Annotated in this window: 16 protein-coding genes; 10 read left to right on the forward strand and 6 right to left on the reverse strand. The window is 44.4% G+C overall.

The genetic code is table 11. The features are described 5' to 3' along the window. Window positions 1–63: 63 nt before the first annotated feature. A complete protein-coding gene (locus PFZ69_RS10405) occupies window positions 64–1,539 on the reverse strand; it encodes a flavin monoamine oxidase family protein (RefSeq protein WP_270181012.1) in 1,476 nt (491 codons plus the stop codon). Window positions 1,540–1,753: 214 nt separating this feature from the next. Between PFZ69_RS10405 and PFZ69_RS10410 the strand changes: the two genes are divergently transcribed. The 3 genes from PFZ69_RS10410 (at window position 1,754) to PFZ69_RS10420 (ending at window position 3,406) form a co-directional block, all read left to right on the forward strand. After that, window positions 1,754–2,386 carry a sigma factor-like helix-turn-helix DNA-binding protein gene (locus PFZ69_RS10410; protein WP_270181013.1) on the forward strand — a complete coding sequence of 211 codons (633 nt, stop codon included), beginning with the start codon at window positions 1,754–1,756 and terminating at the stop codon, window positions 2,384–2,386. Between the two features lie 16 nt (window positions 2,387–2,402). Then, window positions 2,403–2,984: an ATP-dependent Clp endopeptidase proteolytic subunit ClpP gene (gene clpP / locus PFZ69_RS10415; RefSeq protein WP_270181014.1), complete on the forward strand. Its 582-nt coding sequence runs from the start codon at window positions 2,403–2,405 to the stop codon at window positions 2,982–2,984. Between the two features lie 104 nt (window positions 2,985–3,088). Beyond that, window positions 3,089–3,406 carry a hypothetical protein gene (locus PFZ69_RS10420; RefSeq protein WP_270181015.1) on the forward strand — a complete coding sequence of 106 codons (318 nt, stop codon included), beginning with the start codon at window positions 3,089–3,091 and terminating at the stop codon, window positions 3,404–3,406. A 35-nt stretch (window positions 3,407–3,441) separates the two neighbouring features. Here the strand turns inward: PFZ69_RS10420 and PFZ69_RS10425 are convergent, their stop codons facing one another. Continuing rightward, a complete protein-coding gene (locus PFZ69_RS10425; RefSeq protein ID WP_270181016.1) occupies window positions 3,442–4,401 on the reverse strand; it encodes a sodium:calcium antiporter in 960 nt (319 codons plus the stop codon). A 442-nt stretch (window positions 4,402–4,843) separates the two neighbouring features. Between PFZ69_RS10425 and PFZ69_RS10430 the strand changes: the two genes are divergently transcribed. Next, entirely contained in the window at window positions 4,844–5,281 is a 438-nt protein-coding gene (locus tag PFZ69_RS10430; RefSeq protein WP_270181017.1) for an NUDIX domain-containing protein, read from the forward strand. A gap of 21 nt (window positions 5,282–5,302) precedes the next feature. Here the strand turns inward: PFZ69_RS10430 and PFZ69_RS10435 are convergent, their stop codons facing one another. Further along, window positions 5,303–6,277 carry a DMT family transporter gene (locus PFZ69_RS10435; RefSeq protein ID WP_270181018.1) on the reverse strand — a complete coding sequence of 325 codons (975 nt, stop codon included), beginning with the start codon at window positions 6,275–6,277 and terminating at the stop codon, window positions 5,303–5,305. Window positions 6,278–6,370: 93 nt separating this feature from the next. On the opposite strand from PFZ69_RS10435, the gene PFZ69_RS10440 reads away from it, so the two are divergent. Next, on the forward strand, window positions 6,371–6,952 hold the full coding sequence (locus tag PFZ69_RS10440; RefSeq protein ID WP_270181019.1) for a helix-turn-helix domain-containing protein: 582 nt from the start codon (window positions 6,371–6,373) through the stop codon (window positions 6,950–6,952). Between the two features lie 23 nt (window positions 6,953–6,975). Here PFZ69_RS10440 and PFZ69_RS10445 read toward each other — a convergent pair whose 3' ends face one another. Beyond that, window positions 6,976–7,422 (reverse strand): RrF2 family transcriptional regulator, encoded by a 447-nt coding sequence (locus tag PFZ69_RS10445; RefSeq protein WP_270181020.1) that lies wholly within the window; start codon window positions 7,420–7,422, stop codon window positions 6,976–6,978. 192 nt (window positions 7,423–7,614) lie between these two features. Here PFZ69_RS10445 and hmpA point away from each other — a divergent pair, with 192 nt between their 5' ends. The 3 genes from hmpA to PFZ69_RS10460 all read left to right on the forward strand — a co-directional run bounded on the left by hmpA (window position 7,615) and on the right by PFZ69_RS10460 (window position 10,082). Continuing rightward, on the forward strand, window positions 7,615–8,829 hold the full coding sequence (gene hmpA / locus PFZ69_RS10450) for an NO-inducible flavohemoprotein (protein ID WP_270181021.1): 1,215 nt from the start codon (window positions 7,615–7,617) through the stop codon (window positions 8,827–8,829). 131 nt (window positions 8,830–8,960) lie between these two features. Continuing rightward, window positions 8,961–9,407: a pyridoxamine 5'-phosphate oxidase family protein gene (locus tag PFZ69_RS10455; protein ID WP_270181022.1), complete on the forward strand. Its 447-nt coding sequence runs from the start codon at window positions 8,961–8,963 to the stop codon at window positions 9,405–9,407. A gap of 51 nt (window positions 9,408–9,458) precedes the next feature. Further along, the gene (locus PFZ69_RS10460; protein ID WP_270181023.1) at window positions 9,459–10,082 is read left to right on the forward strand and encodes an HAD family hydrolase; all 624 of its coding nucleotides are present in this window, start codon (window positions 9,459–9,461) and stop codon (window positions 10,080–10,082) included. Between the two features lie 55 nt (window positions 10,083–10,137). On the opposite strand, the gene PFZ69_RS10465 is transcribed toward PFZ69_RS10460, so the two are convergent. Further along, a complete protein-coding gene (locus PFZ69_RS10465) occupies window positions 10,138–10,296 on the reverse strand; it encodes a hypothetical protein (RefSeq protein WP_270181024.1) in 159 nt (52 codons plus the stop codon). A 505-nt stretch (window positions 10,297–10,801) separates the two neighbouring features. Between PFZ69_RS10465 and PFZ69_RS10470 the strand changes: the two genes are divergently transcribed. Both PFZ69_RS10470 and PFZ69_RS10475 read left to right on the forward strand, forming a co-directional pair. Continuing rightward, on the forward strand, window positions 10,802–12,076 hold the full coding sequence (locus PFZ69_RS10470) for a histidine--tRNA ligase (RefSeq protein ID WP_270181025.1): 1,275 nt from the start codon (window positions 10,802–10,804) through the stop codon (window positions 12,074–12,076). 83 nt (window positions 12,077–12,159) lie between these two features. Continuing rightward, a complete protein-coding gene (locus tag PFZ69_RS10475; protein ID WP_270181026.1) occupies window positions 12,160–12,597 on the forward strand; it encodes a cell wall hydrolase in 438 nt (145 codons plus the stop codon). Window positions 12,598–12,653: 56 nt separating this feature from the next. Here PFZ69_RS10475 and PFZ69_RS10480 read toward each other — a convergent pair whose 3' ends face one another. Further along, window positions 12,654–13,256: a cupin domain-containing protein gene (locus tag PFZ69_RS10480; protein WP_270181027.1), complete on the reverse strand. Its 603-nt coding sequence runs from the start codon at window positions 13,254–13,256 to the stop codon at window positions 12,654–12,656. Between the last annotated feature and the right edge of the window lie 75 nt (window positions 13,257–13,331).

Here is a 13,331-nt window from a genome sequence, read left to right on the forward strand (position 1 = left end):
GTCAGCGCTGACTCGGAACCCTTGTTTCGACAGAAACCGGGTGGTACCAGGCACCGTAAGGCTTCAACAGCTGTTATTCACTTCATACGCTGCTCTTACCCCGGATTGGATGGCGCCCTCCATCCAGCCGTGGAAGGAGGAGGTGTGCTCGCCGGCAAAGTGAAGCTTTCCTTCTGGCTGTCTGATGATTTGCCCTAAATTGGCTTCCTGTCCTGGGACAAAGAGTGTAAAGCAACCGGCGGAGTATGGGTTCTCGCTCCAATTGAACGTAACCGAATTCTTATATTCTGTGTAGACTTTGCTTCCATAAATCTTCGCTAAGTCTTTTAGTACCATCTGAATGCGTTCTTCTTCGGATAAACTGCCCCAAAGGACAGCGTCATTTCCCCAGCTATAGCTCGCCAACAACACACCAGAACCAGGCGAACCGATGGCATGGCTTGGGACATAGGTGAATCGGGTTGGCAAATCACTGAGCGCATTTCCGACTCCGTCATCCTCCCAGAACCTCCTCCCGAATTCGATTCCGATCTTTACAGCTGGTACGTTGACCAGTTCTCGGATTGCCTGCCATTTTTTGAACGAAATCGAATCGTATGGATATACATCGATGAATTGAATTAGAGGAAACGGTAACGTAATGATAGCCGCATCACCTATATAGCTGAACCGTTGCCCAGTTAGTGGGTTCTCCGCTTGAACGCGTACCCCCTTATCGTTCTGGACAATCTTCTCAACTTTACGATTGAAATAAATATCTGATCGCAGTTCATTGAAGAAGGCATACGGCAAACGATCATTCCCGCCTTTTATCTCATAAAACTTTATGTCATTACTGAAGATTGGATAGATGATGTCAGTTAAAATGTCAGTAAAAGCAAAATTAGGGAATCCTTCGATACCGAGCATTACAGCAATGCTTCTTATCGCATTGAGAGAAAGAGGGCGTCCGAAGGGGTTGCTCCGTAAAAACCTTCCCATTGAGTAGGACCCATATTCCTTGATCAAGTTCTCCTTTTCTTCGTCTGAGCTGTTTTGATAAAGGTCGATAAAAGGCTGTGTGGCCTCTAGAAAAAGCTCTGTTGCCGTTTTTCCTTTTTCATCTTCATCCACTGGGAACCTTAATATATCTGGGTTTTCCTCGTATTCTTTTCGTGTCGTGAGGACATTGTTCACATAGATCAAGTCATTTAGAGAAGCGTTCTTAAACGGATTAACAGGTAGCTTGAACCGCTTGATGTATTCAAATACGAGGGCATGATTATCAGGGATTCTCATCGCCCCAGCATCCATGTATTTGTTCTCTGAAAAAGGCTCTCGAATCGTGTACACTCTTCCACCGATTCTGTTGTTTGCTTCAAGAATCGTGACGCGATGACCAGCCCTTTTTAATAATGAAGCCGAGACTAATCCTGACAAACCCGCCCCGATAATGATGATGTGTCGAGGAGGACAGGAATTCGGCAAACCGTTTCGAATAATGGATAGTAAATCATCAGGGTACTTTAATGAAGAAAACGATTCTGTCACCACACCCACCTACCTTCCCACCTATACATATGAATAAAGTAAGACGGTTATGAGATATTGGCTTTGTAAGAACCATATAAGTTGGTTGGCATAGGGCTATAGGGTACGATGAGGAGAGGTTGGTTCAAGTATGCATTCCAAAATAAGGTAGAAAAAAGTTTTCTTCCCACCCATATCTTTTAGTAAGGTTCATCCGTTATAGAAGTGAGAGGATAAAGGAGTGATGATGGTGGAAAAGACATTCCCTTCAATGAAGAACGGTAAGGAAAAGCAGCTAGAGACCCTGCTGCCGAAGCTGTATGCGTACTGCACCTTTCTCACAAAAGACAAATGGCTTGGAGAGGACCTCGCTCACGATGCAGTAGTGAAGGCTTTTAAGACGTATGGAGGCGAGATTACACCAGCCCTTTTGAAGAAAATTGCCTACCATGGGTGGATCGATCACATGAGAAAGGCAGAAAAGGAAACCCTTGTTTCAGACGAAGGGTTTGAGGGGCAGGCAACTGAAAAAAGCGATGTTGATCCTGAAATACTTGAGAAACTGTTAACGTTAACCGCAAAACAGCTCGTGACGTTCGTTTTAAAAGAAGCGTTTCAGTATAAAATTTCTGAAATCGCGGAGCTGTTAGAGATGTCAGAAACAGGTGTGAAGGCATTGTTGAACCGAGCCCGATCGAGGGTTCAAAAGGTAGCGGACGCTGATGAACAAAACGCTTATGACGAGGTGCTGTACCGGTCATTAGTGAAAGCGATCGCGATTCAAGACCCTGCCACATTCATCAAGCTGATCCCAACCCTCATTCCAAGGGCGTCACGCCTGTCGTCACCTTCCATGATCCTCTCATTAGCAGCATAGCGAAGGAGGCAATAACGTGAATGCGATACCTTACGTAGTGGAACAGACGAATCGAGGTGAGCGGTCGTACGACATTTACTCACGTTTGTTAAAAGACCGCATCATCATGGTGAGTGAAGAAATCAACGATCATATGGCGAACAGCATTGTAGCTCAACTCTTATTTTTAGCTGCAGAAGATCCTGATAAAGACATCTCGCTCTACATCAACAGTCCAGGCGGCTCGACATCAGCGGGCTTCTCGATCTTAGATACGATGCAATACATCAAACCAGACGTCCAAACGATCTGTACGGGTTTGGCAGCTTCATTCGGAGCGATGCTGCTCCTGTCTGGAACAAAAGGGAAGCGGTTCGCTCTCCCGAATAGTGAAGTCATGATCCATCAGCCGCTCGGAGGCGCGAGGGGGCAAGCGACGGACCTTGAGATATCCGCGAAACGAATCATCAAGCTTCGTAAGCACATCAACGAAATCATCGCTGATCGAACAGGTCAGCCGATTAAAAAGGTTTCAGAAGACACGGATCGTGATTATTTCATGAGTGCACAAGAAGCGAAAGAGTATGGTATCGTCGATGACATTTTGAAAAGGAAGTAACAGGAAGACAACAGTCCGCTGTTGTCTTTTTCATTGTTATAAAAATGACATGATTCTCCGGATCGATGAATAAGATAGGTACATCATCCAATAAGTTAAAGGGGTTGAGTACGATTTATTGGGTCTTATACGTCATCGTTTTTTTGATGCTTTTGTTTTTTACCCGGATCGAGTTTGCGCTCACTTTTATGATTGGAGCTTTCTTTGCGATTCGGCATCTACCACGTCGGGTTCGTGTAGCATCAGGCATGCCGAGTGAAGAGGTCACTTCACCCATCCGAAAAGTATCGAACGTTGAATATGAGGATGAGTTTGATTATTATGAGAACCACCTAGAGGAAGACCGAATCTATGAAGAACAAGGTTACGTACACGAGTCAATGCAGGAGGAAGTCGTTGAAGTAGGAAGTGATGAGCGGTGAAAAGCGTGCTGCCCACATGGACAGCACGCTTTTTATTAGAACAATACATATGAAATAACAACGTACATCAGAGCCATCACGAGTGACGGGGCGGCATATCGCCACTGACTTAGGGTACGAGCTGGACGCACGAGTAGGTAGATGATCACGAGCGTCATGACGAGGCCGAGCCCTGCAATGAACATGTTCGACGTATCGACCGCTGCGAGGATCGGTCCTTTTCGGTAAAGGATGTCCGTTAATGCAAGAAGTTGGATGTTGAAAAGGTTGCTTCCTAGAATCGAACCGATCGCCATGTTGTAGTTTGCTAGTTTAAAAGCAGCGAGTACTGTCACGAGCTCTGGTAGTGAAGTAGAAGCAGCGATGAGAAAGCTTCCGACGAAGCTCGCGTTCATGCCGGTTGCTTGCGCAAGACGGTCACCTGTGATCGATAGAAGACTACCTGAAGCAAAAACAACAACCGCTGCGATGATGAAGCCGATCACCGCTGTTCGAAGGGAGACATCCTTCGCAGGAATCTCTTCTTGCTTCTCATCATCACTTGAAATGAATTTCATACATAGGACGTAAGCGAGAACGACGATGATCATTTCGATTCCAACTCCAAAGATTGAAATGGAACCGGGAATTAGGAACGATGCGATAATGATCACGAAAAAGAGTAAACCGATGAGCGCTGATGGGACGTTGGCCTTCGTATCGATTTGTTGAAACAATCTTCTTCTTCGATAGATCAAGTCGACAACAGCGAGAATTAGTAGGTTAAACCCGTTACTTCCTAGCATGTTTCCGACCGCGATATCCGGATTATCGATGTACACTGCGGTTAAGCTCGTTGTTAACTCTGGAAGTGACGTTGCTCCTGCAATCAAGAACGTACCGACGACTGCACCGCTCAATGAAGATTTTTTACTGATGACGTCACCGAACTGGTTCAGATAAATAGCGGCAATGACAACAACTGCTGCTGCGAGTATAAAGGATAGGATTAGCATGGTGAACTCCTCTCTGCCAGTGCATACAAAAAGACCCTGGCACGTTTTGTACCAAGGTCTTGCGTACTAAAAGTTTAGCGTGATGGACCAGGTATCGAAATACCGTAATGGTGATCCACCAACCGTATCGGCCGCTACTCCCCTTGTTACTTTAACTATAGCTCGAACACATTTCTAAGTCAATTTATAAGGGACAAAATGTACGTACGCCCTGCCGCAAAACACTTTCATCCCCTCTCCATCCGTAGTAGACTAGTAGTGAACTGGAAAACTGCAGCTAGGGTTCCGCTATTCGATAGGACTGTGACCGAGGGCTGCATCTTTTACGAAAGTAGAAGGCACCTATTGACATAAAAGGTCCGAGGGGAAAGGTTCAGCGTATTTCGCATGCGCTGAAAACTTTCTCTTCGGGCCTTTTTTTATTTTTAAGGAGGTTATTGAGATGAAAATCGATGCGTTAAAAGCAGGTGTAGCGGTGATTATTCTGAATGAGAACAATGACGTGCTGCTTCAAAAAAGGAAGGATGTAGGACTTTGGGGTATTCCTTCTGGGCATGTCGAGATTGGAGAAACGGTTACTGAGGCAGCGGTAAGAGAAGTGAAAGAAGAAACGAATTTAGATGTTGCGGTTAAAAAGCTGATCGGCGTTTATTCGGAGCCGTCCTCACAAGTATTTCACTACCCAGATGGAAAAGTCGTTCATTTTATTACAACGTGCTTTCTCGCTGAAATCATAGGTGGAGATCTCAGGTCCAATTCAGACGAATCACTTGACGTGAAGTTCTTTCAGGCATCTAAGCTTCCGGAAAACTTATTAACGATGCATCCGAGATGGTTAGAAGATGCACTTGAACAGAGAGAGGGAGCTTTTATCCGGTAAAGCAGGTTTTCCTTTTCAAAATCAATGTGCTTTCGACGCTCTCGGTACCGCAACCGTACTCATCTTTTTCATATTAAACGTGTGAACAATGATTCCTAAGATGATGAACAGAACGCCTACTAAAGCGAGTCCAGTTGGGAGTGGACTTGTTAACAGGAGCGTCTCACCCATGATTACAAATAGAATCTGGGTCGACTGCGTGGCTTCCACTGTTGCGAGCTTTCCTTGGTGATGCTTCACGCGATTCGTTGCGATGAAGAATAGCGTTGTCGCGATGACGCCTGAACAAATCGCGACGATAAACGATTGTGTCACTTGACTCGTGCTCGGTAAGCCAACTTTGGCGACTGCAACCCCGCTAATAATCAACCAAAATGGCAAACTAGCGATCGTCATCCCCAGTATTCTCTGAAACGTATCGAGCTTTCCTTCACATAACTCCATCATCTTGCGGTTTCCGAGTGGGTATGCGAATGCTGCTAAAATAACAGGACCGATGCCGATCATGATCTGAACGATCGTGAGCTCACTCGCTTTTTGCTGTTGAATCAAAAGGACTCCGATCAAGATAATTAGCGAAATGGCGAGTGATTTTGTTTGGATGCGGTGTCGTCGTTTCACGATGCCAGTGGAGGTTCGTTCTACTTTGAAAAAGAAAGGAGCGACGAGGATCCCACCGATAATCGTGAATTGCCATGTGCCAGCGACTAACCATCCTGGTCCATACGTAGCTGCGTATGTTAAAGGGGCGTAGAAAAGGACGAAACCTACAAAACTCCACGTCAGCCATTTCCACGGTTCTTTTTTTAGTTCGATGAAAACTTGTTTTCGATTGCTTCTCATCAGTACAATGAGGAGTAGAAAGGGAACCATGAAGAGGAAACGGAGGGAAGAACTCCACATCCAGCTTCCACCTTCAAGTTCCATCGAGCGGTTCAAGATAAATGTAACGGCAAAAAACATCGACGAAAGAATACCGAGGGCTATCTCTTTCAATAAAATCGCTCTTTTCTGTATAGTATAGTTAATAATATGTATATTATAGTATATGTAGTAGTTTGTAAAATCAAATCATTGTGAGGTTATCGTATGAGTGAAAAAAATAACTGGGGAGACCCTGAGAAATTATCGAAGCAAGTCGGGGCAACGCTACGATCGATTAGGAAGGAACGAAATCTTTCGTTATCAGAGCTAGCAGAACGAACGGATGTTAGCAATTTAACGTTAGGGAAAATTGAAAGAGGGGAAGCGAATCCATCGTTAACGATCATCTGGAAGATTGCGAATGGACTCGCGATTCCGATTTCATCGCTGCTCGCAGAAAAACAAGACGTGGTGATATCGAAGAAACATGAAGGGCAGAAAGTGCTTAGCGCAGATGAATCTTTAGTCCTTGAACCGATGTTCAACATGAAGGGGTACGGTTCATTGGAAACGCATCGAGCGTTTCTGGAGCCGAACAGTGAGTACAGCGCAGATGCCCATCAGCAAGGTGTAATCGAGTATATCACTGTGATGGAAGGCCGTGTGAACGTGAGGGTGCAAAATGAGATCTATGAGCTAGAACGGTATGATTCGATCAAGTTTCAGGCTGATCAAGAGCATGCTTACATCAATCCAGACTCAGCTCGGGCCGTTCTACATTTCGTGATGATCTATACGCAGGCATAGAAAAAGCTGCCGATTCGGCAGCTTTATTCTCCCTTATTGAGATCGAACAATTGTCGCAGGGTGTCATCATTCACGATAAGATCATCGAGCGTATAGCCATCTAGAACCTTAAAATAAGCTTGCAGTGCGTCGTTGAGCACATGCTTCAATTGACACGCGGGTGTGATGATGCACGTGTTCGTTTCTCGGTCAAAGCATTCGACTAGATGAAAATCTTCTTCCATGCTTCGTACGATCTCCCCAACGTTTATGTCTTTAGGGTGTTTTGCGAGTCGTAGTCCGCCGTACCTTCCTCGGATCGTTTCGATATACTTCTTCTTTCCGAGCTCATGAGCGACTTTCATCAAATGGTTTTTCGAGATATTGTAAGCATCTGCGATTTCCTGGATGCTCGCTAATTTATCATTCTTCATACTCCCAAGATAGATCAACATTCTTAATGAGTAATCCGTATAATTTCTTAAACGCACGATCGTTCATCCTCATTTCAGTCCACTTTCCCTTTATTTTAGCACATCTGCCATTATGAAAACTTCTGTAAGGTTTTAAACGAAATGTGAACACTTTCGTAAAGATGTATTTTTTATATTGCTTTAAAAAGAGATCCCCTTTACCATAAAGATGTAAACAAAATACTTCTTTAAAATTATGGAGGTTTTCTTATGCTATCACCTAAAACGATTGCTACCATCAAATCGACTGTGCCTGTGTTGGAAGTCCACGGAAATGCCATCACGACACGTTTCTATGACATGCTTTTCACAAACCATCCTGAACTGTTAAACATCTTTAACCATGCGAACCAAAAGCAAGGACGTCAACAGCAAGCGTTAGCGAATGCCGTTTACGCAGCAGCGAAGCACATTGATCAGTTGGAATCGATCCTTCCTGTCGTGAAACAAGTTGCGCATAAGCATCGAAGTCTTGGTGTGAAACCAGAACATTATCCAATCGTCGGGGAGTATTTATTAAAAGCGATTAAAGAAGTGCTCGGGGATGCGGCGACAGATGAGATTTTGAGCGCATGGGAAGAAGCGTACGGCGTCATCGCAAGTGTGTTCATCGACGTTGAGGAAGAAATGTATAAAGAAGCAGAGGCACAGGTAGGTGGCTGGCGTAACGATCGCACCTTCGTAGTGGAGCGTAAAGAGCAAGAGAGTGACGTGATCACCTCATTTTATTTAAAACCTGTTGACGGTAGACCGCTCGCACCGTTCAAACCAGGGCAATACATCAGTGTCAAAGTAAACATACCGGGAGATACTTACACGCACATCCGTCAATATAGTCTTTCAGATGTTCAGGGTAAACCGTACTACCGCATTTCTGTGAAAAAGGAAGAAAACCCTACGAAGCCTGATGGCATCGTTTCAAACTTTTTGCATGAAGGGGTAAAAGAAGGCGATACGCTGAGCGTTACTGCACCAGCAGGAGACTTTTATTTAGAAGAAGGTACGAATCCAATCGTTCTATTGAGTGGTGGAGTAGGGATCACGCCACTAATGAGTATGGTGAAGGCTAGTGCAACACAGAACAGAAACACGACGTTCATTCATGCGGCGATCAATGGAAATGTTCATGCATTCGATAAGGAAGTGAGGGCACTGGATCACTCTGCTCTTGATTATTATACGTGCTATGAATCGCCTACGAGTGAAGATCGAAGGATGGGATTGTTTAATAAAGAAGGCTATGTAACAGGTGAATGGCTAAAAGAAATTCTTACGTTTGATCAGGAAACACATTATTATTTCTGCGGCCCATTAGCTTTTATGAAAGCGGTGAGGGAAGCCCTTGAATCGCTCGGTGTGAAAGAAGAACAAATGCATTATGAATTCTTTGGACCAGCAGTCGCACTCGAGCCATCGATTCATTAAAATGCTGTTAAGACATTTCCGTTAATGTGGAAATGTCTTTTTTTCAATTGTTGAGGGTTGGTTGCCGGTTTGAAATAATTGTTAGAAGGCGGAGTCAGGTACGTACCTGACCCCATAGATAGGAGGGTATCATGAGAATTGTCAACGGAAAGCGAACGTTCGAGCTGCGTATGTTGTTAGACAAACCTTTATTCGCTCATCTTTCAACATCATCTGAAAATGGACCAAGAGAATCACCGGTGTGGTTTCACTGGGAAGACGAGTGTTTATGGATGATCGGCAACCCCGGAAACACCTTCCCGTTACGGCTTAAGGAAGAACCGAAGTGTGCCATTGGAATCGTTGATTTTGATCACAACAAGGGGAAAGTATGGCACGCCGGTTTTAGAGGAAAAGCGACGGTCGAACCGTTCGATCAAGCACTAGCAGAGCGCTTACTGTCAAAATACTTAGGTGAAAATAAAGAGGTTTGGGACCAAAGGTTTCAGCACCAGGATGAAGAGAATGTTTTGATTCGCTTCGTACCTGAAACAGTTGTAGTGAGAGATCAATCGTATGGCCCGAGTATTTCCAAATGAATCCATCTACTATATACTGAACAACAATAGCTTAGAGGGGAGAAAATACATATGGATAGTATAATTTTTGATCTAGACGGAACGATATGGGATCCGATCGATACGGTGATCGATGCTTGGAATGAGAGTATCAGTCAAAGTCCTCACACGGACAAACAGCTAACGCGTGAAGATTTCGAACGGTCGATGGGATTGCAGATGGATCAGATCAGTAAAATGTTTTTTCCAGATGTTCGTGAAGAAGAAAGAAAACAACTCATCGATGCATGCGGGAAGAATGAACTAGGTACGATTGCCGAAAAAGGTGGATCTCTTTATGAGAACGTTCCTGAGGTTCTCAAGGTTCTTGCTCAGTCGTACAAGCTTTATATCGTAAGCAACTGTCAGGATGGGTATATCGAGGTGTTTTATGACTATCATCAACTAGGTGAACACTTTTTAGATTATGAAAACCCGGGTAGAACAGGGCTTTCAAAGGGTGAAAACATTAAGTTGATCATGGAACGAAACAACCTTCATAATCCTGTTTATGTAGGCGATACGGAAGGGGACAGAAAGGCTGCCAGGTTCGCTCAGATTCCTTTTGTTTATGCAAAGTATGGGTTTGGTCAAGTGAGTGAGTATGACGATGTGATCGAAAGGTTCGATGATCTTTTAACATTGTACGGGAAATAGATGGGTAAAATAAAATAACCGCACTGCCATTAATAAGGTGCGGTTTCCAAGGTCGTTATCGCGTTGCAACTTTGATCGTAAACGATGGAAAGTTAGCTCTTTCTGCATAAGACGCAGCTTCTTTGTACGTACTGAAACAAACATCTAACGTGGTCCGAGCACCGTTGTCTTCGAGTACTGTGATCACCCACACACCGATCATCTCCGTAATCATTATTTCTTATTTTATTCAATAAGTATCCTCCATGTTCGGTGATTTTCGATAAAAATATACGTGTACAGACCAATTTTTTTAAGAAGGGACACGAAGAATTGGCATGCTTCTTGTTTTGAGATAACGACAGCAATAAGCCGATTTTGTGATAGGTAAAAAAGCGTGAAGAAAAGCCGTATGGATCGAAGAGCAGGTAAGAACGTGAAGCTGTTTTATGGCATCGTGCTCGTTTTGTTTTCCATCTTGATCGCAAGACTATTTTACATACAACTTTTGCATTGATTTTCCAGCACGGTTTTGATAATGTAATTTGAAATAGAGGAAAAGGTGTGAGTTCACATGGTCAACGAACGATTGTCATTCACACAACTTCATCATAACAACTAGCCTTGCTATCCGATTTTCTAAAAAGAAATCGCACATAGGAAGGCTATTCTTCATGAAACCGCATCGATTAAGTGACGAACTTAAATCGATGCGGTTTTTTTATACTTTTTTAGGAGGAATGGATATGAAGAGCTTTCAAAATGTAAAAGGAACGCAGGATTTTTTGCCTAAGGATCAGAGGGTAAGAAGGGAGATCGTCCGAACGCTTGAAGATTTGTTCATTCAATACGGATGCCAGCCGCTTGAGACGCCAATCTTGAATGAAACGAGCTTGATGGCTTCGAAATACGCGGGTGGCGATGAGATTTTGGAGGAGATGTATCGATTATCGGATCGGGGAAATCGAGACCTTGCGTTACGATATGACTTGACGATTCCGTTCGCAAAAGTGGTGGCGATGAATCCATCCTTAAGCATGCCTTTTAAACGGTACGAGATCGGAAAGGTATTTCGAGACGGTCCCATCAAAGCGGGGAGGTTCCGCGAGTTCACGCAGTGCGATGTTGATATCGTTGGTGTGGATACACAGCTTGCTGAAGCAGAGTTGATGATGATGGGGTTAGAAGGCTATCGTCGGTTAAACCTCGATGTGGTGATTCAGTACAACAATCGGAAGCTGTTGATCGGCATGCTGAACGTTTTCGGAACGCCGCGTGACAGGGTGAACGATGTGATATTAACACTTGATAAGCTGCCGAAGATTGGTGTGGACGCTGTGGTGAACGAGCTAGAAGACAAAGAAGTATCACCTCAGCGTGTAACGGCGATCAAGCAGTTTCTTGAAGAGGAGGGGAATACGGAGCTTTCTTATTTTGAACGGTTCAGTGAGTCTGAGAACGTACTGAGAGAAGGGATTGAAGAGCTTAGGGAATTGCAATCTTATTTAATGTATCTCGGTATCGATGAGAAATGCGTCTTCAATCCTTTTTTAGCGAGAGGGTTGGATATTTACACGGGAACGATTTATGAAGTGTTTTTGAGGAGCGGCAGCGTAACATCGAGCATCGGAAGCGGGGGAAGGTATGACAATGCGGTCGCTGGCTTGATCGGACGTGATGAGCCGCTTCCGACGGTCGGAATTTCTTTTGGACTGGACGTCATTTATACGGCGATGAAAGAGGAGATTGAGGTAAAAGAGAGCGCGATCGAGTATGTTATCATCCCAATAAACACAGGGGTGCAGGCGTTGAAGCTTGCGAAGGCTTTCAGGGACAAAGGAAATCGTGTTGAGGTTGATATGAGCGGACGGAAGGTAGGGAAAGCGATGAATAAAGCGCATCGAGAAGGCATTCCTTACGTGATCATCATTGGTGAAGAGGAAGTGAAAAACGGAACGTACAACGTGAAAAACATGGCAACGGGTGATGAGAATACAGAGCGGTTTGAATTTTGATGACGAGCCCATCGCTACTTTTCTTTCATGGATTAGTGACATCACCATGGGCATTCATCATACACTATCTTGGGGTGAGGAAAATGCCAAGAGTAAAGTACAAAGATTCAGATGTTGCCTTGATGGCAAGGATGATGAGAGCCGAAGCCGAAGGAGAAGGGAAACAGGGGATGCTCTATGTAGGAAACGTCATCGTCAATCGTGCGCAGGCCGATTGTTTGGATTTCCAGGGGTTACGAACCATTCCTCAGGTGATCTATCAGGTTCAGGGAGGCAACTATTCATTTGAAGCTGTCCAAAAAGGGAACGTTTTCTACCATCGAGCGCGAGAATCTGAGAAGCGATTAGCGAAACAAAATTTGGATTACTGGAGGCAACATCCAGGGAAATACGCGCTCTGGTACTTCAATCCTTACGGGCCATGTCCTTCAACATGGTACGGTCAGCCGTTCTCTGGTCAATACAAAAACCACTGTTACTACGAGCCAGAAGGCGGCACGTGTGCGAGTGTTTATCGATAGGTGTTATTTGTAACAAATAAACCATAGTGAACGGGCTCGCTCGCTATGGTTTTCTGTTATTTTCGCTTCCTTGAGAGTGGAGGTGGCGGTCCGATGACGACTGCGCCAGCACCTTCGATCGGCTCTAGCGCTGCAGCCATTTTCTTCGGCTCAATATTGTATGCTTGTTCGTAAACAGGAAGTGGCGTTTGCGTTAACATCGTAGAACCTTCCTGCGTTTGAAACTGATCATTGTTAAAGAATAGAAGCAGTTTTGTATCGTCAGAATCAGCTGAGATCCAGTGCCAGTAACCCATTGGGATGAACACCGTTTCGCCTGGTTTTGTCAGCTTGTACGTTTGTAGTTTATTGTTGTTAGGGTCAAGAATGCCAATGGTTGCCGAACCAGAAATAAGGTAGTCCAACTCCCATGCGTTCGGATGCCAGTGAGGTTCTCTAATAAACCCCTTCGACATATTTAGTTCTGCGACAGATCCTCCGATCATGGCAGGCATCTGTGTGGAAGATAAAAGATAGACGATGTTTTCTGGATCTCTTTCAAACAACACGCTGTTGTTTATATCAAAAAACAAATTTGGTGTACCTTTTCCACCGACTAGATTTCGGTTATCGGTGATATACCCTGAAACGGGACTCGTCATATGATTTCCTCTTTTCATGTCAAACTTCTCTATTATCATATGTACGTAACTTTATTTGGACTAGTTAGGGGTCTAGTTTCTAGAGAACTATGT

Source organism: Alkalihalobacillus sp. CinArs1 (assembly GCF_947387515.1).
In the GTDB taxonomy this organism is placed as follows: Bacteria; Bacillota; Bacilli; order Bacillales; family Guptibacillaceae; genus Guptibacillus.